Source organism: Salmonella sp. SAL00672, from assembly GCF_046552175.1.
Lineage (GTDB): Bacteria > Pseudomonadota > Gammaproteobacteria > Enterobacterales > Enterobacteriaceae > Salmonella > Salmonella enterica.
In genome coordinates, this window is sequence record NZ_JBGDUQ010000001.1 from 643,294 (window position 1) to 667,557 (window position 24,264).

24 protein-coding genes are annotated in these 24,264 nt (G+C 52.0%); 17 read left to right on the forward strand and 7 right to left on the reverse strand.

All coding sequences use genetic code 11. From position 1 onward, the window contains the following. Positions 1-2: 2 nt before the first annotated feature. From sirB1 to hemA, 5 genes are read right to left on the reverse strand one after another with little or no spacing between them, the layout of a single operon-like run. Complete coding sequence (gene sirB1 / locus ACLJTG_RS03290; RefSeq protein WP_001257065.1) at positions 3-812, reverse strand: invasion regulator SirB1; 810 nt, start codon at positions 810-812, stop codon at positions 3-5. A gap of 3 nt (positions 813-815) precedes the next feature. Beyond that, a complete protein-coding gene (gene sirB2, locus ACLJTG_RS03295; protein ID WP_000150667.1) occupies positions 816-1,205 on the reverse strand; it encodes an invasion regulator SirB2 in 390 nt (129 codons plus the stop codon). Beyond that, entirely contained in the window at positions 1,202-2,035 is an 834-nt protein-coding gene (gene prmC / locus ACLJTG_RS03300) for a peptide chain release factor N(5)-glutamine methyltransferase (protein WP_000347310.1), read from the reverse strand. Before prmC ends, sirB2 begins: the two co-directional genes overlap by 4 nt. After that, complete coding sequence (gene prfA, locus ACLJTG_RS03305; RefSeq protein WP_000804703.1) at positions 2,035-3,117, reverse strand: peptide chain release factor 1; 1,083 nt, start codon at positions 3,115-3,117, stop codon at positions 2,035-2,037. The genes prmC and prfA overlap by 1 nt, the downstream gene beginning before the upstream one ends. A 40-nt stretch (positions 3,118-3,157) precedes the next feature. Beyond that, a complete protein-coding gene (gene hemA, locus ACLJTG_RS03310) occupies positions 3,158-4,414 on the reverse strand; it encodes a glutamyl-tRNA reductase (protein WP_000173208.1) in 1,257 nt (418 codons plus the stop codon). A 313-nt stretch (positions 4,415-4,727) separates the two neighbouring features. Here hemA and lolB point away from each other — a divergent pair, with 313 nt between their 5' ends. The 4 genes from lolB to dauA all read left to right on the forward strand — a co-directional run bounded on the left by lolB (position 4,728) and on the right by dauA (position 9,222). Next, positions 4,728-5,351 carry a lipoprotein insertase outer membrane protein LolB gene (lolB, locus tag ACLJTG_RS03315; protein ID WP_000174484.1) on the forward strand — a complete coding sequence of 208 codons (624 nt, stop codon included), beginning with the start codon at positions 4,728-4,730 and terminating at the stop codon, positions 5,349-5,351. Next, the gene (gene ispE, locus ACLJTG_RS03320) at positions 5,348-6,199 is read left to right on the forward strand and encodes a 4-(cytidine 5'-diphospho)-2-C-methyl-D-erythritol kinase (protein WP_000988258.1); all 852 of its coding nucleotides are present in this window, start codon (positions 5,348-5,350) and stop codon (positions 6,197-6,199) included. Before lolB ends, ispE begins: the two co-directional genes overlap by 4 nt. Before the next feature lie 265 nt (positions 6,200-6,464). After that, positions 6,465-7,412 carry a ribose-phosphate diphosphokinase gene (gene prs, locus ACLJTG_RS03325; RefSeq protein WP_001518537.1) on the forward strand — a complete coding sequence of 316 codons (948 nt, stop codon included), beginning with the start codon at positions 6,465-6,467 and terminating at the stop codon, positions 7,410-7,412. A 124-nt stretch (positions 7,413-7,536) separates the two neighbouring features. Beyond that, on the forward strand, positions 7,537-9,222 hold the full coding sequence (gene dauA / locus ACLJTG_RS03330; protein ID WP_001037182.1) for a C4-dicarboxylic acid transporter DauA: 1,686 nt from the start codon (positions 7,537-7,539) through the stop codon (positions 9,220-9,222). 44 nt (positions 9,223-9,266) lie between these two features. Here dauA and ychH read toward each other — a convergent pair whose 3' ends face one another. Next, positions 9,267-9,545: a stress-induced protein YchH gene (ychH, locus tag ACLJTG_RS03335; protein WP_000823878.1), complete on the reverse strand. Its 279-nt coding sequence runs from the start codon at positions 9,543-9,545 to the stop codon at positions 9,267-9,269. 275 nt (positions 9,546-9,820) lie between these two features. Here ychH and pth point away from each other — a divergent pair, with 275 nt between their 5' ends. The 4 genes from pth (at position 9,821) to ACLJTG_RS03355 (ending at position 13,486) form a co-directional block, all read left to right on the forward strand. After that, the gene (pth, locus tag ACLJTG_RS03340; RefSeq protein ID WP_000985595.1) at positions 9,821-10,405 is read left to right on the forward strand and encodes an aminoacyl-tRNA hydrolase; all 585 of its coding nucleotides are present in this window, start codon (positions 9,821-9,823) and stop codon (positions 10,403-10,405) included. A gap of 116 nt (positions 10,406-10,521) precedes the next feature. Then, complete coding sequence (ychF, locus tag ACLJTG_RS03345) at positions 10,522-11,613, forward strand: redox-regulated ATPase YchF (protein ID WP_000505850.1); 1,092 nt, start codon at positions 10,522-10,524, stop codon at positions 11,611-11,613. Positions 11,614-12,371: 758 nt separating this feature from the next. After that, positions 12,372-12,992: a hypothetical protein gene (locus tag ACLJTG_RS03350; RefSeq protein ID WP_198898145.1), complete on the forward strand. Its 621-nt coding sequence runs from the start codon at positions 12,372-12,374 to the stop codon at positions 12,990-12,992. A 38-nt stretch (positions 12,993-13,030) separates the two neighbouring features. Further along, positions 13,031-13,486 carry a hypothetical protein gene (locus ACLJTG_RS03355; protein WP_079951504.1) on the forward strand — a complete coding sequence of 152 codons (456 nt, stop codon included), beginning with the start codon at positions 13,031-13,033 and terminating at the stop codon, positions 13,484-13,486. Positions 13,487-13,960: 474 nt separating this feature from the next. Here ACLJTG_RS03355 and ACLJTG_RS03360 read toward each other — a convergent pair whose 3' ends face one another. Then, positions 13,961-15,226, reverse strand: coding sequence for a DUF4427 domain-containing protein (locus tag ACLJTG_RS03360; protein WP_079951503.1), 1,266 nt, complete (start codon positions 15,224-15,226; stop codon positions 13,961-13,963). Between the two features lie 494 nt (positions 15,227-15,720). Here ACLJTG_RS03360 and hyaA point away from each other — a divergent pair, with 494 nt between their 5' ends. The 9 genes from hyaA to cbdX all read left to right on the forward strand — a co-directional run bounded on the left by hyaA (position 15,721) and on the right by cbdX (position 24,081). Beyond that, complete coding sequence (gene hyaA / locus ACLJTG_RS03365) at positions 15,721-16,839, forward strand: hydrogenase 1 small subunit (protein WP_001058308.1); 1,119 nt, start codon at positions 15,721-15,723, stop codon at positions 16,837-16,839. Beyond that, a complete protein-coding gene (hyaB, locus tag ACLJTG_RS03370) occupies positions 16,836-18,629 on the forward strand; it encodes a Ni/Fe-hydrogenase large subunit (RefSeq protein ID WP_000070982.1) in 1,794 nt (597 codons plus the stop codon). Before hyaA ends, hyaB begins: the two co-directional genes overlap by 4 nt. 18 nt (positions 18,630-18,647) lie before the next feature. Then, on the forward strand, positions 18,648-19,379 hold the full coding sequence (hyaC, locus tag ACLJTG_RS03375; RefSeq protein ID WP_000147031.1) for a Ni/Fe-hydrogenase b-type cytochrome subunit: 732 nt from the start codon (positions 18,648-18,650) through the stop codon (positions 19,377-19,379). After that, entirely contained in the window at positions 19,376-19,972 is a 597-nt protein-coding gene (gene hyaD / locus ACLJTG_RS03380) for a hydrogenase 1 maturation protease (protein ID WP_000993807.1), read from the forward strand. Before hyaC ends, hyaD begins: the two co-directional genes overlap by 4 nt. Beyond that, positions 19,962-20,366 (forward strand): hydrogenase-1 operon protein HyaE, encoded by a 405-nt coding sequence (gene hyaE, locus ACLJTG_RS03385; RefSeq protein WP_052932118.1) that lies wholly within the window; start codon positions 19,962-19,964, stop codon positions 20,364-20,366. The genes hyaD and hyaE overlap by 11 nt, the downstream gene beginning before the upstream one ends. Then, a complete protein-coding gene (locus ACLJTG_RS03390; protein WP_000063377.1) occupies positions 20,363-21,211 on the forward strand; it encodes a hydrogenase expression/formation protein in 849 nt (282 codons plus the stop codon). The genes hyaE and ACLJTG_RS03390 overlap by 4 nt, the downstream gene beginning before the upstream one ends. A 75-nt stretch (positions 21,212-21,286) precedes the next feature. Further along, the gene (gene appC / locus ACLJTG_RS03395; RefSeq protein ID WP_079951502.1) at positions 21,287-22,831 is read left to right on the forward strand and encodes a cytochrome bd-II oxidase subunit 1; all 1,545 of its coding nucleotides are present in this window, start codon (positions 21,287-21,289) and stop codon (positions 22,829-22,831) included. A gap of 11 nt (positions 22,832-22,842) precedes the next feature. After that, positions 22,843-23,979, forward strand: a complete 1,137-nt coding sequence (appB, locus tag ACLJTG_RS03400) for a cytochrome d ubiquinol oxidase subunit II (RefSeq protein WP_000888118.1) — start codon at positions 22,843-22,845, stop codon at positions 23,977-23,979. 12 nt (positions 23,980-23,991) lie between these two features. After that, the gene (gene cbdX, locus ACLJTG_RS03405; protein ID WP_000270301.1) at positions 23,992-24,081 is read left to right on the forward strand and encodes a cytochrome bd-II oxidase subunit CbdX; all 90 of its coding nucleotides are present in this window, start codon (positions 23,992-23,994) and stop codon (positions 24,079-24,081) included. Positions 24,082-24,264: the final 183 nt, after the last annotated feature.

Here is a 24,264-nt window from a genome sequence, read left to right on the forward strand (position 1 = left end):
AATTAATGTAGAACAATTTGCTTGTGCGCAATGGTGTTGATCTGCGCACGAATCATTTCGCTGATCGGGTCTTCCGGACACTGTTCAACGAAGTAGCTTAAATCAGTCAGCGCAACGTGTTCACACTCAAGCTGCGCGTAGATCAACCCGCGGTCACGGATTTCGTAAGGATCTTCCGGGTTAAATTGCAACAATGCTTCGCTAACGCGCAGCGCCAGCTCCATTTGCCGTTCCTCCATCAGCGAGGATTTCAGCGTATCCAGTAGCTTACGAATCACTTCGGCGTTATCCGCCTCGTCCAAATCTTCATTAAACAACTCGGCGACCGGACTAATATTGCCTTTTAACCAGACTTCCAGAGTATGTTCATCAAGCGTTTCACCGTTGAACGGGTTAATCAGCCACATTTCCCCTTCCAGCGATTCAATACGCAAAATCAACTGCGTTGGGAAGATAACGGGCACCAACGGCAAATCAAGACGGTTTGCTATCCATAATAAAATAGCGCCCAACGATACCGCGCTCCCCTGGCGTTTTTTCAGGACTTTATCGAGCCATAAAGCATCAGAAAGACGGTAGACGCCGCGGGAATCCGTGAACCCCCACTCGCCGTAAAAAAGTGCCAGCAATTTTTCCAGTTGCTCATCCTGAGACAGGAGCTGGCTAATTTCTTCCTGCGCCAGACTGACCAGACGTTCCAGTTCGTCGTAGACAAACTGCGTGGGAAAATCCAGGCGAATCATCTCTGATGCCAGGATCATGCCATCACACAGCGGCGCATTGTTAAATTCGAAATCAGCTAACGACCTCATGACTTACCCCAGTAACGGTATTTTTGTGGTGGCGAGTTTAATGATGATGTACAGCACCACCAGCGCCAGCGGGAAAGCGATAAAACGCGCCTGCTGGCTGCGCGCCTGACGATAATCAAGCGCAATAAAACCCAAAACGATGTAGATGATAACGCCAAACAGTTTTTCAGTCAGCCATGAGCCCGACTCCGTGAATGGCAGGATGTGCGTTTTAACGATTAACCCAATACCGCTAAGCAGTAACAGGGTATCTATGACGGGAGGCACGATTCGTGTCCAGCGCGCGGCGGCCAACGCATGGCCGCAATAGCGCCACCAGTAACGAGCGACAAACAAACTGACGGAGAGCGCAACACAGATAAGATGAAGCGTGAGCAACATTGCAATTGTCATGGCGTAAAACGTCCGCAGGTCACGCGTTCATTACCACCATAATCACGACACGTTTCTACATCCGAGTAACCAGACCGCCTGAAAACCGCTCTTACCGCTTCGCCCTGCTGCCAACCGTGTTCCAGCAGCAGGAAGCCGCCGGGCGTTAACATCTGGCGGGCGTTATCGATAATATGCGTAAGATCCGCCATACCGTTTTCGTCCGCCACCAACGCCGAGCGCGGTTCAAAGCGTACATCGCCTTCGCTAAGGTGCGGGTCCTGCGCGTCAATGTAGGGCGGATTGCTGACAATCATGTCGAACTGCTGCCCCGATAGCGCGCTGAACCAACAACTTTGCAGTATACGCACATTCCGGATAGCCAAATGTTCCGCGTTGCGTATCGCCAGCGCAACCGCATCAGGCATACGATCGACCGCAGTCACCTCGCAATCCGGTCGCTCGCAGGCCAGCGCCAGCGCAATCGCGCCGGTTCCGGTGCCTAAATCCAGAATACGACAGGTTTTTACCGGCAATCGCGCCAACGCCTGTTCAACCAGACATTCGGTATCCGGGCGCGGGATTAGCGTGGCGGGAGAAACGAAGAGCGGCAGCGACCAGAATTCGCGTAAGCCCGTCAGGTACGCAATAGGTTCGCCCTGTTTACGCCGCTGCAGCAGGTCCGCGAGCTGTTGTTGCTGGACGTCGGTAAGCGGCGTTTCGCCAAAGGCCATGATATACGTCCGCCCCTTGCCCGTAACGTACTCTAGCAGGATCTCGGCGTCGCGCCGGGGGCTGTCGCTGTCCCGGAGCTGGTTTACCGCCTCATGCAGCCAGTGCTGAAAATCCATTATTCCTGCTCGGACAACGCGGCTAACAGGTCAGCCTGGTGTTCCTGAACAATCGGCTCAATCAGCATATCCAGCTTGCCTTCCATCGTTTCATCAAGGCGATATAACGTCAGATTAATACGATGATCGGTCACTCGCCCCTGCGGGAAATTATAGGTCCGGTTACGATCGCTGCGATCGCCGCTGCCAAGCAGGTTGCGGCGCGTTGACGCCTCGGCCTGCTGGCGTTTTGCCGTTTCGGCGGCGTGAATGCGCGCCCCGAGCACCGAGAGCGCTTTCGCTTTGTTTTTATGCTGCGAACGCTCGTCCTGGCATTCCACCACGATGCCGGTCGGCAAGTGGGTAATACGGATAGCGGAGTCGGTGGTGTTAACGTGCTGACCGCCCGCGCCGGAAGAACGAAACGTATCAATGCGCAGATCCGCCGGGTTAATATCCGGCAGCTCGGCTTCCGGCAGCTCCGGCATCACGGCGACGGTACAGGCGGAGGTATGGATACGCCCCTGCGACTCGGTCGCCGGAACACGCTGTACGCGGTGTCCGCCGGACTCAAATTTCAGTCGGCCATACACGCCGTCGCCGCTGATTTTGGCGATGATCTCTTTATAACCGCCATGCTCGCCTTCGCTCATGCTCATGATCTCCACGCGCCAGCGGCGCGCTTCGGCATAACGGCTGTACATGCGGAACAGATCGCCGGCAAACAGCGCGGCTTCGTCGCCGCCGGTACCGGCGCGAACCTCAAGGAACGCGTTTCGTTCATCGTCCGGATCTTTCGGCAGCAGCAGTACCTGTAACTGTTGCTCCAGTTGTTCGCTTTTTTCTTTCGCTTCGCGCAGTTCTTCCTGCGCCATTTCTCGCATTTCAGGATCGTCGAGCATCATCTGAGCCGTCTCGATATCGTCCTGAACCTGTTGCCAGTCCGTAAAACAGCGAGAAACGTCGCTTAATTGCGCATATTCGCGCGACAATGCGCGAAAGCGGTCCTGGTCGGCGATAATTCCCGCATCGCCCAGCAACGCCTGAACTTCCTCATGGCGTTCGTGCAGGGCTTCCAGTTTGGCAACGATAGAAGGCTTCATAGGCGTAAATTCACCCTGTAAAAAAGTGTGGTGTGTGCTGCTACTCCAGCCCGAGGCTGTCGCGCAGAATATTCAGGCGTTCGTCATCCCCGTCACGGGCAGCCTGTTGAAGTGATTTAGTTGGCGCATGAATCAGGCGGTTGGTCAGTTTCCATGCCAGATCCTGCAAGATGGCTTGCGCATCACCGCCCTGTTGAAGGGCCGACAGCGCTTTGGTAGTCAGTTCGTCACGAATCTGCTCCGACTGACTACGGTATTCCCGAATGGTCTCGCTGGCCCCTTGGGCGCGTAGCCAGGCCATAAACTCGCTGGCTTCCTGCTCAACAATCGTTTCCGCTTCTACCGCCGCAGCCTGACGCTGCGCCAGATTATGCGAAATGATGCTCTGTAAATCATCGACGCTATAAAGATAAGCGTTCGCCAGTTTGCCGACTTCCGGTTCAACGTCGCGCGGTACGGCAATATCCACCAGCAGCATCGGCTGGTTGCGACGGCTTTTTAATGCGCGCTCCACCATGCCTTTACCGATAATCGGCAGCGGGCTGGCGGTCGAACTGATAATAATATCGGCATCCTGCAAACGGGCGTCGATATCGCTGAGCGAGATAACCTCAGCGCCTACCTCATCCGCCAGGGCTTGCGCGCGCTCGCGGGTTCGGTTGGCGATAATCATCTTTTGTACTTTATGCTCGCGCAGGTGACGCGCCACCAGTTCAATGGTTTCGCCCGCGCCAACTAACAGTACGGTGACCGTCGAGAGCGATTCAAAGATTTGGCGGGCGAGCGTACAGGCGGCAAACGCGACGGAGACGGCGCTAGCGCCGATATCGGTTTCAGTCCGCACTCGCTTAGCGACGGAAAAAGACTTCTGAAACATTCGCTCCAGCGCGCTGGCGTTAAGGTGGCCTTTTTGCGAATCCGCAAACGCTTTTTTCACCTGACCGAGGATTTGCGGTTCGCCCAGCACCAGTGAATCCAGACCGCTGGCGACGCGCATCAGGTGGCTGACGGCGTCATTATCCTGATGCCAGTACAGACTGTTGCGCAGATCGTCCTCGTTCAGGTTATGGTAATCGCATAACCAGCGGATCAGCGCTTCTTGCAGGTTATCCTGCTCTTCCACGCTCAGATACAGCTCTGTACGGTTACAGGTTGACAGCACGACCCCGCCCTGCACCATTGGCTGCGCAAGCAGGCTGTCCAGCGCCTGATCAAGCGTGTCCGGCGAAAACGTTACGCGTTCTCGCAGCGATACAGGTGCCGTTTTATGGTTAATACCGAGCGCTAAAAGGGTCATGTCTGCGGGAGTAGTACCAGCGTTGATATGGTTAGTATGCTTGCATCATACAGGATGCGCGTGGTCAATAAAAGAGAGAGCCCCCTTTTGGAGTAATTGGCAGCGCTCGCTAATTTGATGATTTAAGACAACTTGAAAGTAGACGATGTCACCAGGCGGCGCTAGCATTAAAGGCTATAACTGTAACCGATAGCAAAAATTTGCCGAATCGCGGCGCGAACGTTTTTACAGCCTGCAGGTTCAGTTTTCAGGCCTGATAAGCGTAACGCCATCAGGCAATTATTGCACCGTATCACAAGGATTCGTCATCACTATGACCCTGCCCGATTTTCGCCTGATTCGTCTACTGCCGTTAGCAAGCCTGGTTCTCACCGCCTGTACGCTTCCTGGGCATAAAGGCCCGGGCAAGAGCCCGGATTCCCCTCAGTGGCGCCAGCATCAGCAAGAGGTGCGTCATCTGAATCAATACCAGACGCGCGGCGCCTTTGCTTACATCTCAGATGATCAGAAAGTCTATGCGCGCTTCTTCTGGCAACAGACCGGACAGGATCGCTACCGCCTGCTGCTTACCAACCCGCTGGGCAGCACCGAGCTGGAGCTTAACGCCCAGCCGGGCAACGTCCAGTTGGTGGATAACAAAGGCCAGCGTTATACCGCCGATGACGCCGAAGAGATGATCGGCAAACTCACCGGGATGCCGATTCCGTTAAACAGCCTGCGGCAGTGGATCCTCGGTCTGCCTGGCGATGCCACTGACTACAAACTGGACGACCAGTACCGCCTGAGCGAAGTGAACTATCGCCAGGATGGTAAAAACTGGAAAGTGGTTTACGGCGGCTATGACAGCAAAACGCAGCCTGCCATGCCTGCCAATATGGAGCTTTCCGACGGCAGTCAGCGCATTAAGCTGAAAATGGATAACTGGATTGTGAAATGATGACCCATTGGCCTTCTCCGGCAAAATTAAATCTGTTTTTATATATCACCGGACAGCGTGCAGACGGCTACCACACGCTGCAGACGCTGTTTCAGTTTCTGGATTATGGCGACACACTCCACATCGAACCGCGTCGCGATGGCGAAATCCATTTATTAACGCCGGTTAACGGCGTTGAAAATGAAGACAATCTGATCGTCCGCGCCGCGCGGCTGTTGATGAAAATCGCCTCGGAGAGTGGACGCCTGCCCGCCGGAAGCGGCGCGGATATCAGCATTGAGAAGCGCCTTCCCATGGGCGGCGGTCTGGGTGGCGGCTCGTCTAACGCCGCGACCGTTCTGGTGGCGCTCAATCATCTTTGGCAATGCGGGCTTTCCATTGATGAACTGGCGACGCTCGGCCTGACGCTCGGCGCCGACGTCCCGGTCTTTGTTCGTGGCCACGCCGCGTTTGCCGAAGGCGTAGGCGAAATATTAACGCCGGTGAATCCGCCGGAAAAATGGTATCTGGTCGCGCACCCTGGCGTAAGCATTCCGACGCCGGTTATCTTTAAAGATCCTCAATTGCCGCGTAATACGCCAAAAAGGTCAATAGATACGTTACTAAAATGTGAATTCAGCAATGATTGCGAGGTTATCGCAAGAAAACGTTTTCGCGAGGTTGATGCGGCGCTTTCCTGGCTGTTAGAATACGCGCCGTCGCGCCTGACTGGGACAGGGGCCTGTGTCTTTGCTGAATTCGATACAGAGTCTTGTGCTCGCCAGGTGCTTGAGCAAGCCCCGGAATGGCTCAATGCTTTTGTGGCGAAGGGTGTCAACCTCTCCCCATTGCATCGAGAGTTACTCTAACGCATTCGGGTTTCAGGAAGATGGCGAAATGACGAATCGCCGGTCATATATGCCGTATTTGACCGGTGTGAGGCATCGATACCAGCGCACATGAAACGTGAATGAAGACGAGTAAGCCGGGCAAGCTGAGCTTCGGTGACAACGTCACCTTGTTCCAGACGTTGCATCGCGCTCTTTAATACACCGCCTGGATAGGATTTTGCCTGGCCCGCACAGTTTTCGGCAGATTCTTTCCACCAATGGACGCATGCCTGAGGTTCTTCTCGTGCCTGATATGAAGCTTTTTGCTGGTAACGCCACCCCGGAACTAGCACAACGTATTGCCAACCGCCTGTACACTTCTCTCGGCGACGCCGCCGTAGGTCGCTTTAGCGACGGCGAAGTCAGCGTACAAATCAACGAAAATGTACGCGGTGGTGATATTTTCATCATCCAGTCCACTTGTGCCCCAACCAACGACAACCTGATGGAATTGGTCGTTATGGTTGATGCCCTGCGTCGTGCTTCCGCAGGTCGTATCACCGCCGTTATCCCCTACTTTGGCTATGCACGTCAGGACCGTCGCGTACGTTCCGCCCGTGTGCCGATTACCGCAAAAGTTGTCGCTGACTTCCTGTCCAGCGTCGGCGTTGACCGCGTTCTCACCGTAGATCTGCATGCTGAACAGATCCAGGGCTTCTTTGACGTTCCGGTTGATAACGTGTTCGGTAGCCCAATCCTGCTCGAAGATATGTTGCAACTGAATCTGGATAACCCGATCGTGGTTTCTCCGGATATTGGCGGCGTGGTTCGTGCCCGCGCTATCGCTAAGCTGCTGAACGATACCGATATGGCTATCATTGATAAACGTCGTCCGCGCGCGAACGTTTCTCAGGTGATGCACATCATCGGCGACGTCGCTGGCCGTGACTGCGTGCTGGTTGATGATATGATCGATACCGGCGGTACTCTGTGCAAAGCAGCAGAAGCATTGAAAGAACGTGGCGCTAAACGCGTGTTTGCCTACGCGACGCACCCGATCTTCTCAGGCAATGCGGCAAACAACCTGCGCAACTCCGTCATTGATGAAGTCGTTGTCTGCGACACCATTCCGCTGACCGACGAAATCAAAGCGCTGCCGAACGTGCGTACTTTGACCCTGTCAGGTATGCTGGCCGAAGCGATTCGCCGTATCAGCAACGAAGAATCGATTTCCGCCATGTTCGAGCATTGATCGAACCCGGATCTGAAACCCGCTGCGGCGGGTTTTTTTGTCTGTAACACCCTTTTGTATGACTTATGCCTCCTTCACCTGCCATTTAGTTGACAGATGATGCGCTCATGGATGAAACATTATTGTGAACAAATTATTTTCCTCACATGTGATGCCTTTCCGCGCTCTCATCGATGCTTGCTGGAAAGAAAAATATACCGCCTCCCGGTTCACCCGTGATGTGATAGCCGGGATCACCGTCGGGATTATTGCTATCCCGCTGGCGATGGCGCTGGCAATTGGCAGTGGCGTTGCGCCGCAGTATGGCCTCTATACCTCCGCTGTCGCCGGGATCGTGATCGCGCTAACCGGCGGCTCGCGCTTTAGCGTTTCCGGCCCTACCGCCGCGTTTGTGGTGATTTTGTATCCGGTATCGCAACAGTTTGGTCTGGCGGGCCTACTGGTCGCCACGCTGATGTCGGGCTTCTTCCTGATCCTTTTCGGCCTGGCGAGACTGGGGCGATTGATTGAATATATCCCGGTGTCGGTCACGTTGGGTTTTACCTCAGGGATTGGTATTACCATCGGTACCATGCAGATTAAAGATTTTCTTGGTCTGCAGATGGCCCATGTGCCAGAGCACTATTTGCAGAAAGTCGGCGCGCTGTTTATGGCGTTGCCCACCGTCAATATTGGCGATGCCGCCATTGGCGTGGTAACGCTGGGAACGTTGATTTTCTGGCCGCGTCTCGGTATTCGTCTGCCAGGACATCTTCCCGCGCTGCTGGCCGGTTGCGCCGTAATGGGGATTGTTAATCTGCTGGGCGGCAATGTGGCGACTATCGGCTCACAGTTCCATTACGTTCTGGCTGACGGCACTCAGGGCAACGGCATCCCGCAGCTCCTGCCGCAACTGATGCTGCCGTGGAGTCTTCCTGGCTCCGATTTCACGCTAAGCTGGGATTCACTGCGCGCGCTGCTGCCAGCGGCCTTCTCGATGGCAATGCTGGGGGCAATCGAATCATTGCTCTGCGCCGTCGTGCTGGACGGCATGACCGGCACCAAACATAAAGCTAACAGCGAACTTATCGGCCAGGGGCTGGGGAATATGGTCGCGCCGTTCTTTGGCGGCATCACCGCCACCGCCGCGATTGCCCGCTCTGCCGCCAACGTCCGCGCTGGCGCGACCTCTCCCATCTCGGCGGTAATTCACGCTATCCTGGTCATTCTGGCGCTACTGGTCTTGGCCCCGCTACTCTCCTGGCTGCCGCTTTCCGCGATGGCGGCGCTACTGCTGATGGTGGCATGGAATATGAGTGAAGCCCATAAAGTGGTGGATCTGTTACGCCATGCGCCGAAAGACGACATTATCGTTATGCTGCTGTGCATGTCATTAACGGTTCTGTTTGATATGGTCATCGCCATCAGCGTGGGGATTGTCCTTGCTTCTCTGCTGTTTATGCGCCGTATTGCGCGAATGACTCGACTTGCGCCGGTCAATGTCGATGTGCCTGAAGATGTGCTGGTGCTGCGTGTTATCGGTCCGCTCTTTTTCGCCGCGGCGGAAGGGCTGTTTACCGACCTTGAGTCACGTATTAAGGGCAAACGTATCGTCGTTCTGAAATGGGACGCAGTACCAGTGCTGGATGCAGGCGGGCTTGATGCTTTTCAGCGTTTTGTGAAGCGTCTGCCGGAGGGTTGCGAATTGCGTATCAGTAACCTGGAGTTCCAACCGCTGCGCACAATGGCGCGTGCCGGTATCAAACCTATTCCTGGGCGTCTGACCTTCTTCCCGAACAGGACGGAGGCGTTAGCGGATTTACTCAGTTAATGGACAATGCCCGGTGGCGATAACGCTTACCGGGCCTGAACCGGTTAGCTATGACGACGATTGTCGTTACGGCGGCAACGTTTGTCATAGTGACGTACCCACCAATATTTGTCGCTCACCTGCTCATGCCCCCCTACACGAGCCCCTGCCAGCCAAAGAACTGCCCCGACAAAAATGCTCAGTATTGCGCCATGCGCAAAAAATTGCGGCAAATTAAACTGCGGCAGTTGGTTTAAAATAGAGTAACCCACGCCGACAACCATCACGACCAGCCCCAACCCCATCAGCACGTTACCGAATAACGAAGCGTTTTTGCGTTTCATATGTCACCTCCGGAACTTTTGGGTTGTTTTTAGGAAATCCCCCTAAACTTTATGTGTAAAGTATAGACAACACTTCCATTTGTAAGTGCGGGTGTGATCACAAATGTAAAGTTTCATTTAACAAAACTTTACAAATAACACTCTGAACAGTTTACATTTTTAATAATCAATGCTGGCAATTATTTAATTTACTTCAGAGTGTCGCTGTGTTTTGTCAAGCGGGCAGACAGACAGTAAACTACGCGCCAGTTATGGATCTACTCAGGACAAAAAACGTGGCAATTAAATTGATTGTTGGTCTGGCGAATCCCGGCGCGGAATATGCCGCGACGCGACACAATGCAGGCGCATGGTACGTCGATTTACTGGCGGAGCGCCTGCGCGCGCCGTTGCGTGAAGAGCCTAAATTCTTTGGCTATACCTCACGCATCACGCTGGAAGGGGAAGATGTTCGCCTGCTGGTACCCACCACGTTCATGAATCTCAGTGGTAAAGCAGTTGGCGCAATGGCCAGTTTTTACCGTATTCAGCCGGACGAAATTCTGGTCGCTCACGACGAGCTGGATCTCCCGCCGGGCGTCGCGAAATTTAAACTTGGCGGCGGCCACGGCGGTCACAATGGTCTGAAAGACATCATCAGCAAGCTAGGCAATAACCCCAACTTTCACCGATTACGCGTTGGAATTGGTCATCCAGGCGATAAAAATAAAGTTGTTGGTTTCGTGCTGGGTAAACCCCCTGTTTCTGAACAAAAATTAATTGATGAGGCCATTGACGAAGCGGCACGCTGTACGGAATTGTGGTTCAAAGAGGGTCTGGCCAAAGCAACAAGCCGTTTGCATACCTTTAAGGCGCAATAACCAGTGATGTGCGGCATTTTTGCCGCACGCCGTGTATAATAGGCGAAGTTATTTCCATTTCTGCAATCTGTTTTCTATAACAGGTTGATTATTAAGATATTAAGGTGAGTTAAATCATGGGATTCAAATGCGGTATCGTCGGTCTGCCCAACGTCGGGAAATCCACCCTGTTCAACGCGCTGACAAAAGCCGGTATTGAAGCGGCAAACTTTCCGTTCTGCACTATCGAACCGAATACCGGTGTCGTGCCGATGCCCGATCCGCGTCTGGACCAGTTGGCTGAGATTGTTAAACCGCAACGCATTCTACCAACCACGATGGAGTTCGTGGATATCGCCGGTCTGGTAAAAGGCGCATCCAAAGGCGAAGGGTTGGGTAACCAGTTCCTGACCAATATCCGTGAAACTGAAGCTATCGGTCACGTGGTTCGCTGCTTTGAGAACGACAATATCATCCACGTGGCGGGTAAAGTAAATCCGGCAGAAGATATTGATGTTATCAATACCGAACTGGCGCTGGCTGACCTCGATACCTGCGAGCGCGCGATCCATCGCGTACAGAAGAAAGCCAAAGGCGGCGATAAAGACGCCAAAGCGGAACTGGCCGCGCTGGAAAAATGCCTGCCGCACCTGGCCGAAGCGGGGATGCTGCGTTCGCTGGACCTGACGGACGAAGATAAAGCGGCTATCCGTTATTTAAGCTTCCTGACGCTGAAGCCGACAATGTATATCGCTAACGTCAATGAAGACGGTTTTGAAAATAACCCGTATCTGGACCAGGTTCGCGAAATCGCCGCGAAAGAAGGTTCGGTCGTGGTTCCGGTGTGTGCCGCCGTCGAAGCTGATATTGCTGAGCTGGATGATGACGAGCGCGACGAATTTATGGCTGAACTGGGTCTGGAAGAGCCGGGGCTGAACCGCGTTATTCGCGCGGGTTATCGCCTGCTGAACCTCCAGACCTACTTTACCGCCGGGGTGAAAGAAGTTCGCGCATGGACCATTCCGGTTGGCGCAACCGCGCCGCAGGCAGCAGGTAAAATCCATACCGACTTTGAAAAAGGCTTTATCCGCGCCCAAACTATCGCTTTTGACGACTTTATTACCTATAAAGGTGAACAAGGCGCGAAAGAAGCCGGTAAGATGCGAGCGGAAGGCAAAGATTACATCGTTAAAGATGGCGATATAATGAACTTCCTGTTCAACGTCTAAATAACATTCGTTGTCTCATGAGGTTTTGCTGAATCTCATGACAGCGGTAAAACCCTATAAAATCCACGCCATTGCGTGGATTTTTCATTTCATAATGTCTCAACTCATCTCGTAACAATGCTGTCAAAAATGAGTACAACATTTTTCCATCTTCATTTTAAGTGAGTACAATAACGGTATAATAAATAAACAAGACCCCGTTATGCTCACTGATACGCAATGCCGCACTGCCAGGGCCATAGTGTGAATGTTGTTTCGTCTAAGGTTTTGACTCTATACCAACTAAAAGCTTTTTAGAAAGGTATAGATACCGTATGGCCTGTTTGGGTTAACTCATATCACAGTATCGCACATAGCCTCAGATCTGGTTCAGGCGTTCCCCCTACACTCGCCACCGAGGATCTTAGGCCAACTGCATGAACTACAAAATTATAATCATTTTGCAATTCTGAAACTAAATATAATTTGCGATTGCACTGCCATTAATTTAATACGCATAATGAATGAATAAAAAATCATTAAAATCGTAGACTGTAATATTCTAAGAGTCTCGTGAAGGAATTCATATTAAAATATTGAGATGATTTTTTAACAAAGAATCAACTCTGTTTGCTCTGTGACTATAAAGAAATACCGAAAGTTTTATTTTTGATCAAATCCAACCGGCTGGACGCACCATCATCAATTTTAGATTGACATTCATTAATAATAGTAGAATAGTGACCATAGAAATTTCGGTAGATATACAGGATGATGCCGTGGATAGTTTTATTTCTAATTTAATCATTTTATTATTTATTGCCTTTTTGATAACGTTTTTTATATTCACACAAAGAATAAAAGCTAAAGCAATAGATAAAATTGACAATAGTTTGACGCTTTACAGCATTATCTTTAACAAGGGCGTTCAGGACCATGTCACATCTCCTCAGAATATCATATCACATTTAAAAATCGATCGTTTTTACCCGTTGGTCACTTACCTCCCTGCAATCCCACTCTTTTTTCTTGTTTTATATTGCCAGGAAGGCTTGTCATTAGCAATATTAACAATTTCCATCATAGCATTACTTTCATTTGCTGCATTGAGTCTTACAATGTCACTTGATATATATGAAAATGCTATTGTTCATAATACTTTGCTAAGGAAAAGAGTCTTTTTATTTAGCCAACTTGACTCTATTGATGAAAAAATAGACTATGACGGTGTTCCAAACACAAAAGAAGAAGCACTAATGTATCCAAGATATTATGCCATAGTAAAAAATGGGCGAGTCATCTTTTGCATACCGAAAACACTTAGCAATTACTCCAGTTTCAAAAAAAATTTCAATGAATCGTCTATTTTTATAAAAGAAATAATAGGCAACGAATATTAACCAGATAATTAACCCATTATTTATCAGGAAGGTATAAAATGTTTCAGAATTCAGGCGAAGTGATTATGTACTTCGGTTGTTTTTTATTTTCCTTACCATTCATCCTTGTTTTAATCAGAAAAGTACTTTTTTTTGTGGGGCTACAATATAATTTCCTTCATAGCCACAAAGCAGGTGTCTCTTTTGGATTGCTACTTATATATGGACTTATCATCGCATACATAGGGCAGTCGTATAAAGACAGGATCTGCAATGATGTGATGCTTTCTTATTATGAACAAGGTATAAATTATTCTGAGCTAACGCCATCGCAGAGGATAAATATATTATATGCGAGTATTCATATGCCTATAGATTTCAAAAAAGGTAACGACGTCTCTAAGTACTTACCTGCGTTAGAAAAATACACATACCAATCAAAAATATATAAATATAAATCAATAGAAAAGGCCAAAGAAGAGACAAATCAATTTATGAAAACATTCACACAATAATTATACATACTGCATACCAAGCCACAAGTGCGGTAAACACATCGACCTTTGGTGTACATTAACACTAAGAGCCTATCCCACCAGGCGTTATTGGCGCAGCCAGTTTGGACACGGACAGCGCGCAAAAACCGGAGCGTACACGTAGTACGTGAGGTTTGACTCGCTACGCTCGCCCTTCGGGCCGCCGCTAGCGGCGTTCAAAACGCTAACTCGTTTTGGCGAGCACTGCCAGGACCAAAATGGCAAGTAAAATAGCCCTAATGGGATAAGCTCTAAGCGTCAATCCCTCTTACACAGTTATAGCAGCGCACCAGGTACAATGCATTGATACTTAAAGACTGGTGTAGAAATTCATAATTGGAAACATCGAAGATTCAGAGTTTTCGTCAGAGATCGGGCCAGGGTCAATCTGGCCGGGATCTCAAAAATGCATGGAGCTAAAACGAGTCTATTTACAGTAAGTTCTTTTCTTAATTACCAGTCGACATTCACTGTATGATTATAAAAAGGATGCTGGTCCTTTAGCGGCGTCTCATAACTTGGGATCGCATCATAATCATCTTTTCCCCAAACGGAATACCTTCCCGCTTCGATATCAAAACGATGTTTGAGCCATCCCGCAACATGACTTGCGAAAGCCTCTTTTCTTCTTAATGGCCAATCGACAGAAGCCAAATTAACATCTAATAAGTACCGCCCTTCTTTATTAACGTTGATCATTCCAGCCTGTAGTAACGCCCGTACCACCTGGGATTGGTTATCATGAATCCAGACCCAGGCATTTCCAAATTCCATTGCATAACTATCATTTAGAAAATCTTTTTTTGAGTATAATTCATTTACATAATCATTGATAGAATCAGCATAATTTTTTACTTTAGATGCAGATAAATCAAAAAAAGATTCAAATCCGAAAGTATTATCATTAATACAAGACAGTAACGCGCCCGGTTCCGAGAGCTGGGTCCATGATTGTAAACTCTCTACAGCTATAATGAATTTGAAAGTATTTCTTCCAATGACACCCCGGTCAATTAAAGTTAAAATATCGTGAGCTACGGTAGGGATATCTTCTGCAAACGGGACGATTATCCCCGCACCACTTATTTCGCTTGATCTAAAATCAAATCCTGGGGTACTTTCAATGTTTTCCGGAATACCATACTCTTTAATATGATTAAGGAAATTATTAATATCGCCACGATATGGCCATCGCCATTCACGTTCATGTGTCCAGTCAATCTTACCTGGAACATAAGTAACATATCTATATTGTTCAATCAAAGGAAGAGCCGTTTCATCAAGAATACGATCCCCGTTTCTGCCTTGCGAGCATCGAGCATTGTTATGCTGATCTAACCCATATATTACTGGCCTTGCCCCATAATTAAACATTTGCTCTTTAGGTAAAACGATTGCATATAAACCGATTTTTTCATTTCGTTCTAATCGGCGAACACCAGTCTCTAAATAAGCTGCAATCGGCATATCTGTAAAGCATACCACCGGGGAGTCACCATATACGGTTCGTTGCCCATTTCGGTATGACCAGGACGAGAAAATTTTATGACTGCGTAAAGATAATCGAAGTAAATATTTAGCATCAATGAAACATGCGTGGTGCTGATTATTAAAACCACAGTGCTCAGGCAAATAAATATGGCTACCGGTCTCTAGATTAACGTCCCGAAAAAAATGAATCAAATAATCGGATAAGTCAAATCTGATGTTATTTTTCATGGGACGCCCTCTTTCAAACAGTCTCTTTTTTGCATTCCTTTAAAACCAGCACCACTATTTTATATAAAAATCATCACGAAGTATGCTTCTTTTAACGATGACCTCAAACCCTCCCTCCCTTTGCATCAACTTACGTATCCCTGAAATAGCGAGACCAGGCTAAATCTACCCGAGGTGGCTCGCTAAAAACCTCATCCTGGAACAAGCTCAACCGCCCTTCCCCGCCACGGCCCTTTCGCCGAAAAACCGATAATGGGTATAAATATACCGCTATAAGCTATACCCACACACTTCACATTGTTTCTTATCGTTAATCCGATACGCTTTTTTCACATTATTTCTGGCGGTATACGCCGGTGCAAAGTGAATCGGGCTCGTTTCCGCGCTCGCGCGTAACACAATGATTTACCTTGCTGGCGGAACGTCAACGGACCCGCAAAAGCGCCTTATGCCCCTGGCGGAGCGTGGTGCAAAAAGGAGAAAAAATACGCGTTATGAATAACGAGGAGACCTTTTATCAAGCCATGCGTCGTAAGGGAGTGACCCGACGCAGCTTTCTCAAATTCTGTAGCCTTGCCGCCACATCGCTGGGACTGGGCGCCGGAATGACGCCAAAGATCGCCTGGGCGCTGGAGAATAAACCGCGGATTCCGGTGGTCTGGATTCATGGACTGGAATGCACCTGCTGTACCGAATCCTTTATCCGTTCCTCACACCCGCTAGCCAAAGATGTGATCCTCTCGCTGATTTCCCTTGATTATGACGACACCCTGATGGCCGCCGCCGGCGCACAGGCCGAAGAAGTCTTTGACGATATTACCACTCGCTACGCCGGGAAATACATTCTGGCGGTGGAAGGCAATCCGCCGTTAGGAGAGCAAGGAATGTTCTGTATCAGCGGCGGCCGCCCGTTTATTGAAAAACTGAAGAAAGCCGCCGCAGGCGCCAGCGCTATTATCGCCTGGGGAAACTGCGCCTCCTGGGGTTGCGTCCAGGCCGCCCGCCCCAATCCAACCCAGGCAACGCCTATCGATAAAGTGATCACCGACAAGCCGATCGTGAAAGTCCCTGGATGTCCGCCAATCCCGGATGTCATGAGCGCCATTATCACCTATATGGTGACGTTTGATCGTCTGCCGGAACTCGATCGCATGGGCCGTCCACTGATGTTCTATGGTCAGCGTATCCACGATAAATGCTACCGCCGCGCCCATTTTGACGCCGGTGAATTTGTCGAGAGCTGGGATGACGCCGCCGCCCGCAAGGGATACTGCCTGTACAAGATGGGCTGTAAAGGGCCAACCACCTATAACGCCTGCTCCTCCACACGCTGGAATGACGGCGTCTCCTTTCCTATCCAGTCCGGTCACGGATGTCTGGGATGCTCAGAAAATGGTTTCTGGGATCGCGGCTCGTTTTATAGCCGCGTGGTGGATATTCCCCAGATGGGTACCCATTCAACCGCCGATACGGTGGGGCTGACCGTGCTAGGCGTGGTCGCGGCGGGCGTTGGCGGTCACGCTATCGCCAGCGCGCTCAACCAACGTAAACGCCACAAACAACAGTTAGCGCAAGCCGAACAACAGCCGGACAATGAGGATAAACAGGCATGAGTAACCAGTATCAAACCCAGGGTTATACCGTTAACGACGCCGGCCGTCGTCTGATCGTGGACCCGATTACCCGCATCGAAGGGCATATGCGCTGCGAAGTGAACATTGATGAGCAAAACGTCATTACCAATGCCGTTTCCTGCGGCACAATGTTCCGCGGGCTGGAGATCATTCTGCAAGGCCGTGACCCGCGTGACGCCTGGGCGTTTGTTGAACGTATTTGTGGTGTCTGTACCGGGGTACATGCTCTGGCATCGGTGTACGCTATCGAAGATGCGATTGGTATCCAGGTGCCGGATAACGCCAATATTATACGTAACATCATGCTGGCTACGTTGTGGTGTCACGATCATCTGGTCCATTTTTATCAGTTAGCCGGTATGGACTGGATTGATGTTCTGAATGCGCTGAAAGCCGATCCGCGCGCCACCTCGCAGTTGGCGCAAAGCCTTTCCGCCTGGCCGATGTCATCGCCGGGCTACTTCTTTGACGTACAAAATCGATTAAAGAAATTTGTCGATGGCGGCCAGCTTGGGATATTCCGTAACGGCTATTGGGGACATCCACAGTACAAACTGTCGCCAGAGGCTAATCTGATGGGGTTTGCCCACTATCTTGAAGCCCTCGACTTCCAGCGCGAGATCGTCAAAATCCATACCATATTTGGCGGTAAGAACCCCCATCCTAACTGGATCGTCGGCGGAATGCCGTGCGCGATCAATCTCGATCAAAGCGGCGCGGTTGGGGCTATCAATATGGAGCGCCTCAACCTGGTGCAGTCGATCATCACCCGCACCGCCGACTTCATTAACAACGTGATGGTTCCGGACGCGCTGGCTATCGGCCAGTTCAATAAAGCATGGAGTCAAATTGGCACCGGTCTGTCGGATAAATGCGTGCTGAGCTACGGCGCATTTCCGGACATTGCCAACGACTTCAGCCAGCAAAGCCTGTTAATGCCGGGCGGCGCGGTGGTCAATGGCGACTTTAAAAATGTCATGCCGGTAGATTTGGCCGATCCGCAGCAGATACAGGAGTTTGTGGATCACGCCTGGTACCGCTATCCGGACGATCGGCTGGGGCGTCATCCTTTTGACGGCATTACCGATCCCTGGTACAACCCGGGTGATGTCAAAGGCAGCGATACGCATATCCAGCAGCTCAACGAGCAGGAACGTTACTCCTGGATTAAAGCGCCGCGCTGGCGGGGTCATGCCATGGAAGTCGGCCCGCTTGCCCGAACGCTTATCGCGTACCACAAAGGGGACGCCGCCACCATAGAGTCAGTAGATCGCATGATGTCCGCCCTTAAACTGCCGCTCTCCGGTATCCAGTCTACGCTTGGCCGTATTTTATGCCGCGCGCACGAAGCGCAATGGGCCGTCGGTAAGCTGCAGTATTTTTTCGACAGGCTTATGACCAACCTGAAAAACGGCGACCTGGCCACCGCCAATACCGAGAAATGGGAACCGGCCAGTTGGCCGCAGCACTGCCGCGGCATCGGTTTTACCGAAGCGCCTCGCGGAGCGTTGGGACACTGGGCGTCAATACGCGATCAGAAGATTGAACTCTATCAGTGCGTGGTTCCCACCACCTGGAACGCCAGCCCGCGCGATCCTAAAAAACAGATCGGCGCCTATGAAGCGGCATTGATGGGAACGCAAATGGCGATTCCCGACCAACCGTTAGAAATCCTGAGGACGCTGCACAGCTTCGACCCCTGCCTCGCCTGTTCAACCCACGTGCTCGGCGACGACGGCAGCGAACTGATTGCCGTCCAGGTACGCTAAGCGTTAAGGAAAAGAACGATGACTGGAAAGCTATCTCCACGCGTCGGGGAGGCGCGTGATACTGCCGTCAGCCACTATGTGTTTGAAGCGCCGGTACGCCTGTGGCACTGGCTAACGGTGGCCTGCATGTTGGTACTGATGGTAACAGGCTACTTCATTGGCCGGCCCTTGCCGTCTGTGAGTGGCGAGGCGACCTATCTGTTTTACATGGGCTATATCCGGCTGATCCACTTTGCCGCCGCGATGATCTTTACCGTGTTACTGCTGGGGCGGATTTATTGGGCCTGTGTCGGCAACCGCTATTCGCGAGAGCTGTTTATCGTCCCGGTCTGGCGTCGCAGTTGGTGGCAAGGCGCTTTTTCCGTGGTCCGCTGGTATCTGTTTCTGGAGAAAAAACCGGGGAGCGACATCGGACATAACCCTGTCGCGCAGGCCGCGATGTTCGGCTATTTCCTGTTATCGGTATTTATGATCCTCACCGGTTTCGCTCTGTTTGGCGAGCATAGCCAGTACGCTATCTTTGCGCCGTTCCGCTATGTGGTTGAATTTTTCTACTGGACCGGCGGCAACTCCATCGATATTCACAGTTGGCACCGACTGGGCATGTGGCTGATCGCCGCCTTCATCGTCGGGCACGTTTACCTCGCTATCCGGGAAGACATTATGTCCGACGATACGGTGATCTCCACCATGATCAATGGCTATCGCAGCCACAAATTCCCCAAACCGCACGACAAGGAGCCCTCATGAATGCGCAACGCGTAGTGGTGATGGGATTAGGAAACCTGTTGTGGGCCGATGAAGGATTCGGTATCCGGGTCGCGGAGCGTTTGTATGCCCGATATCACTGGCCTGAAGAGGTAGAAATTGTGGACGGCGGTACGCAAGGGCTAAACCTGTTAGGTTATGTTGAGCAAGCCAGCCATCTCCTGCTCCTTGACGCGATCGATTACGGCCTGGCGCCGGGCAGCCTGCGAACCTATGCCGGCGAGAAAATCCCCGCGTATCTCAGCGCCAAAAAAATGAGCCTGCATCAAAACAGTTTTTCCGAAGTTCTGGCGCTGGCCGACATCCGCGGGCATCTGCCCTGTCACATAGCGCTGGTCGGTCTGCAACCGGCACAACTGGACGACTATGGCGGTAGCCTGAGCGAAATAGCTCGCGGCCAGCTACCGGCGGCGGAACAGGCCGCCCTGGCGCAACTGGCCGCCTGGGGGATCGTACCGCAGGCAAACGAGGTCGCACGCTGCCTGAACTATAAATGCCTGTCGATGGAAAATTATGAGGGAGTGCGCATACGTCAGTATCAGACACGTCTGGAGGGCAAAAGAAGTGGCGAATGACACCCCGTTCTCTGCACTATGGCAGCGCCTGTTAACCCGGGGATGGCAACCGGTAGAGGTTTCCACAGTAGACGACTGGATCAAACGGGTTGGAGATGGCGTCGTCCTGTTAAGTAGCGATCCGCGGCGTACGCCGGAAGTCAGCGATAACCCGGTGATGATCGCCGAACTTCTGCGTGAGTTTCCACAGTTTGACTGGCAGGTGGCGGTGGCCGACCTTGAACAAAGTGAAGCTATCGGCGATCGCTTTAATGTACGTCGGTTTCCGGCGACGTTGGTTTTTACAGACGGCGAGCTACGCGGCGCGCTCAGCGGCATTCATCCCTGGGCTGAACTGCTCACGCTGATGCGTTCGATGGTTGACACTCCCGCAGCGCAGGAGACAGCACAATGAGCAACGCCTTTTTTCATCTGCTGGGGCCAGGTACGCAGCCTGATGACGCCAGTTTCTCGATGAATCCCCTACCGCTCACCTGTCAGGTCAATGGCGACCCAAGTATGGCGGCGCTGGAGCGCTGCGCTCACAGCCCGGCGGTGATGGCATTGTTGACCGATCTGCGAGGTCAGCTTGCCCGGCGCATCCCGGAAGTCGGCGACGTGCTGGGATGGGAGTTATCTCCCCTGAATGCCGATGATCTCTCATTCCTCAATACGCTATTGGGCGAAGGCGAAGTCTCGGTACGCATTCAGCATCCGGACGGGAGTGAAAGCGAGATCCAGGAGACCATCTTCTGCGGCCTGTGGCGGGTACGCCATCTGCATAACCGACGTCTGCTGACGGATCGTCTGGAAGCGGGTAGCGCGCCCCTGACATTGTGGCAAGCGGCGACTGCCGATACGTTGCCTGACGACTCTCTGCTGCCTCCGCCTGTCGCTGGTCTGATGAATGGACTGCCGCTGGCCCATGAGTTATTGGCGCACGTACGCGATCCGGCGTTGCAACCTCACAGCATCAATTTGACCCAACTGCCGCTCAGCGAGGCCGATCGCCTTTTTCTGGCGCGTTTATGCGGACACGGGAACATCCAGATTCGCATCTCCGGGTATGGCGAAAGCCAAATCAACGCCACAGCATTGCGCCATCTCTGGCATGTGCGCTGTCTGGACGCCCTTAAAGGGCCGTTGCTCGATAGCTATGAGATTTGTCCTTTGCCGGAGCTGGTACTGGCGGCCCCGGAAGATCTGGCCGATTCGCGCCAGCGCCTGGATGAAGTCTGCCGATGGCTGGAGACGCGCTAACGCTCTCAACAGGAACGTCACCGGTGTCCGGTACTGATTAGCTTTTTTACTCTCTTTCTGCCTACAGGAGTTAGCATGTGGGATGTCATTGACTTATCGCGCTGGCAGTTTGCGCTGACCGCGCTGTATCACTTTTTATTTGTTCCTCTTACGCTTGGGCTGATTTTTTTGCTGGCCGTCATGGAGACGATCTATGTGGTGACGGGGAAAACCGTCTACCGCGATATGACGCGTTTCTGGGGCAAGCTCTTCGGGATCAATTTTGCTCTCGGTGTGGCTACCGGCCTGACCATGGAGTTTCAGTTCGGGACTAACTGGTCGCTCTATTCCAACTATGTGGGCGATATCTTCGGCGCGCCGCTGGCGATGGAAGCGTTACTGGCCTTTTTTCTCGAATCCACTTTTGTCGGCCTGTTCTTTTTCGGCTGGCAGCGGCTGAATAAATACCAACACCTGCTGGTCACCTGGCTGGTGGCCTTCGGCTCCAATATTTCAGCATTATGGATTCTGAATGCCAATGGCTGGATGCAGTATCCTACCGGCGCTCATTTCAACATCGATACGTTACGGATGGAAATGAGCAGCTTCAGCGATCTGGTCTTTAACCCGGTGAGCCAGGTGAAATTCGTCCATACCGTCATGTCCGGTTATGTCACCGGCGCCATGTTTATTATGTCCATCAGCGCCTGGTATCTGCTACGTGGCCGCGAGCGTGAGGTGGCCTTGCGCTCGTTTGCTATCGGCTCAGTATTCGGCACCCTCGCCATTCTGGGAACCCTGCAACTGGGGGACAGTTCGGCCTACGAGGTCGCCCAAATTCAGCCGGTGAAACTGGCGGCGATGGAAGGCGAATGGCAAACCGAACCCGCGCCCGCGCCGTTTCATCTGATTGCCTGGCCGCAGCAGGAACAGGAGCGTAATGCATTTGCCGTGAAGATCCCCGCTCTGCTGGGTATTCTGGCCACCCATTCGCTGGATACGCCGGTTCCGGGGTTAAAAAACCTGATGGACGACGCTCTGCCGCGCCTGAAGCGTGGCCGGGAGGCCTGGTTACTCATGCAGGAGATAGCGCAAGGCAATCGCTCGCCGCAGGTACTGAATGCGTTTCACGCCGTTGAGGGCGATCTGGGGTACGGCATTCTGCTGGCGAAATATGCCCCGGATATGAACCATGTGACGCCGGAGCAATATCGTGCGGCCCAGCGTGGCGCTATTCCTCAGGTGGCGCCGGTGTTCTGGAGTTTCCGTATTATGGTCGGCTGCGGTTCGCTGCTGTTAGTGGTGATGTTGATTGCGTTGATACAGACGCTGCGAATGCGTATCGACCAGCATCGCTGGGTATTGCGTATGACGCTGTGGAGCCTGCCGTTACCGTGGATTGCCATTGAAGCCGGTTGGTTTATGACGGAGTTTGGCCGTCAGCCCTGGGCGATTCAGGACATTCTGCCGACCTGGTACGCTCACTCCGCGCTGATGCCGGGCCAGTTGGCCTTCTCAATGGGGCTTATCCTCGGACTTTACACCCTGTTTTTAATCGCGGAAGTCTATCTGATGCAGAAGTACGCGCGTCTTGGGCCAAGCGCCATGCAACATCAACAACAAGCGCAACAACAGGGATAAAGGAGACAATCATGTTGGATTATGAAACGTTGCGGTTCATTTGGTGGCTGCTGATCGGCGTCATCCTGGTGGCATTTATGGTAACTGACGGGTTTGATATGGGGGTCGGTTGCCTGCTCCCGCTGATAGCGCGTAACGATGACGAACGCCGGGTGTTGATCAATAGCGTCGGCGCCCACTGGGAAGGAAACCAGGTATGGTTGATCCTCGCGGGCGGGGCATTATTCGCCGCCTGGCCACGGGTCTATGCCGCCGCGTTTTCCGGTTTTTATGTGGCGATGATCCTGGTGCTGTGTGCCCTCTTCTTTCGCCCGCTGGCCTTTGATTATCGGGGAAAAATCGCCAATGCCCGCTGGCGCGCGCTGTGGGATACCGGTCTGGTTATCGGCAGCCTGGTTCCCCCAGTCGTATTCGGCATCGCGTTCGGCAACCTGTTTTTAGGCGTGCCGTTTGCCTTCACGCCGCAGCTTCATGTTAACTATTTTGGCACCTTCTGGCAGTTACTCTCGCCCTTTGCCCTACTGTGTGGATTATTGAGTCTGTCGTTGGTGATTATGCAAGGAGGCGTCTGGTTACAGTTGAAAACGGAGGGCGTTATTCGTCAACGGGCTCTGTCGGCCACCCGCCACAGCGCGCTGCTGATCGTGATCTGCTTCCTGCTGGCCGGTTACTGGCTGTGGGCCGGCGTTGATGGCTTTGTCTTACTCACGCAGGATGCCAACGGCCCTTCCAATCCGCTCTTAAAAGGCGTGGCGATACTCCCTGGCGCATGGATGAACCACTTTATACGCTCGCCGCTACTGCTCATCATCCCGTTGCTCGGTATGATCCTGCCGATTCTGGCTTTCTATGCCTGCCTTCGCGGTCAGACTATTCGTGGATTTCTGTTCGCTTCCCTGACACAGGCCTGCGTCATCTTTACCGCCGGCATAACGCTATTTCCTTTTGTGATGCCGTCGAGTGTTAGTCCTCTCTCCAGCCTGACGGTGTGGGACAGCACCTCCAGCCAGATGACGCTCGAAATCATGCTGGTGATTGTGCTGATTTTTCTGCCAATCGTACTGCTCTATACGCTGTGGAGCTATTACAAAATGTTGGGGCGTATCAACCTGGAGACCCTCCGCCGCAACGATCATGAACTTTATTAGGGAGCGAGAGCGATGTGGTATTTACTGTGGTTTGTCGGCATTCTGCTGATGTGCTCACTGTCGACGCTGGCGCTGGTATGGCTTGAATCGCGTCAACAATAAAGAGGTAAACCGGGGCCAGTGCCGTCTGACTCCGGTTATTTTTATCTTTATACGCGCCTGGCGAAGACGTTCCCCGCCGACAGGACGACATAACATTGATACATGTCGTTATCATAACGTTTACTTTTAGAGGTGCGTCATAATTATGACAAATAGCCGCCTTGCACATATTACGCATATTTA

Excerpts from the sequence above, each read along its gene's own strand:
- sirB1 (WP_001257065.1), bottom strand. The coding sequence starts at position 812 with ATGAGGTCGTTAGCTGATTTCGAATTTAACAATGCGCCGCTGTGTGAT.
- sirB2 (WP_000150667.1), bottom strand. The coding sequence starts at position 1,205 with ATGACAATTGCAATGTTGCTCACGCTTCATCTTATCTGTGTTGCGCTC.
- prmC (WP_000347310.1), bottom strand. The coding sequence starts at position 2,035 with ATGGATTTTCAGCACTGGCTGCATGAGGCGGTAAACCAGCTCCGGGAC.
- prfA (WP_000804703.1), bottom strand. The coding sequence starts at position 3,117 with ATGAAGCCTTCTATCGTTGCCAAACTGGAAGCCCTGCACGAACGCCAT.
- hemA (WP_000173208.1), bottom strand. The coding sequence starts at position 4,414 with ATGACCCTTTTAGCGCTCGGTATTAACCATAAAACGGCACCTGTATCG.
- lolB (WP_000174484.1), top strand. The coding sequence starts at position 4,728 with ATGACCCTGCCCGATTTTCGCCTGATTCGTCTACTGCCGTTAGCAAGC.
- ispE (WP_000988258.1), top strand. The coding sequence starts at position 5,348 with ATGATGACCCATTGGCCTTCTCCGGCAAAATTAAATCTGTTTTTATAT.
- ychH (WP_000823878.1), bottom strand. The coding sequence starts at position 9,545 with ATGAAACGCAAAAACGCTTCGTTATTCGGTAACGTGCTGATGGGGTTG.
- ychF (WP_000505850.1), top strand. The coding sequence starts at position 10,522 with ATGGGATTCAAATGCGGTATCGTCGGTCTGCCCAACGTCGGGAAATCC.
- ACLJTG_RS03355 (WP_079951504.1), top strand. The coding sequence starts at position 13,031 with ATGTTTCAGAATTCAGGCGAAGTGATTATGTACTTCGGTTGTTTTTTA.
- ACLJTG_RS03360 (WP_079951503.1), bottom strand. The coding sequence starts at position 15,226 with ATGAAAAATAACATCAGATTTGACTTATCCGATTATTTGATTCATTTT.
- hyaA (WP_001058308.1), top strand. The coding sequence starts at position 15,721 with ATGAATAACGAGGAGACCTTTTATCAAGCCATGCGTCGTAAGGGAGTG.
- hyaB (WP_000070982.1), top strand. The coding sequence starts at position 16,836 with ATGAGTAACCAGTATCAAACCCAGGGTTATACCGTTAACGACGCCGGC.
- hyaC (WP_000147031.1), top strand. The coding sequence starts at position 18,648 with ATGACTGGAAAGCTATCTCCACGCGTCGGGGAGGCGCGTGATACTGCC.
- hyaD (WP_000993807.1), top strand. The coding sequence starts at position 19,376 with ATGAATGCGCAACGCGTAGTGGTGATGGGATTAGGAAACCTGTTGTGG.
- ACLJTG_RS03390 (WP_000063377.1), top strand. The coding sequence starts at position 20,363 with ATGAGCAACGCCTTTTTTCATCTGCTGGGGCCAGGTACGCAGCCTGAT.
- appC (WP_079951502.1), top strand. The coding sequence starts at position 21,287 with ATGTGGGATGTCATTGACTTATCGCGCTGGCAGTTTGCGCTGACCGCG.
- appB (WP_000888118.1), top strand. The coding sequence starts at position 22,843 with ATGTTGGATTATGAAACGTTGCGGTTCATTTGGTGGCTGCTGATCGGC.
- cbdX (WP_000270301.1), top strand. The coding sequence starts at position 23,992 with ATGTGGTATTTACTGTGGTTTGTCGGCATTCTGCTGATGTGCTCACTG.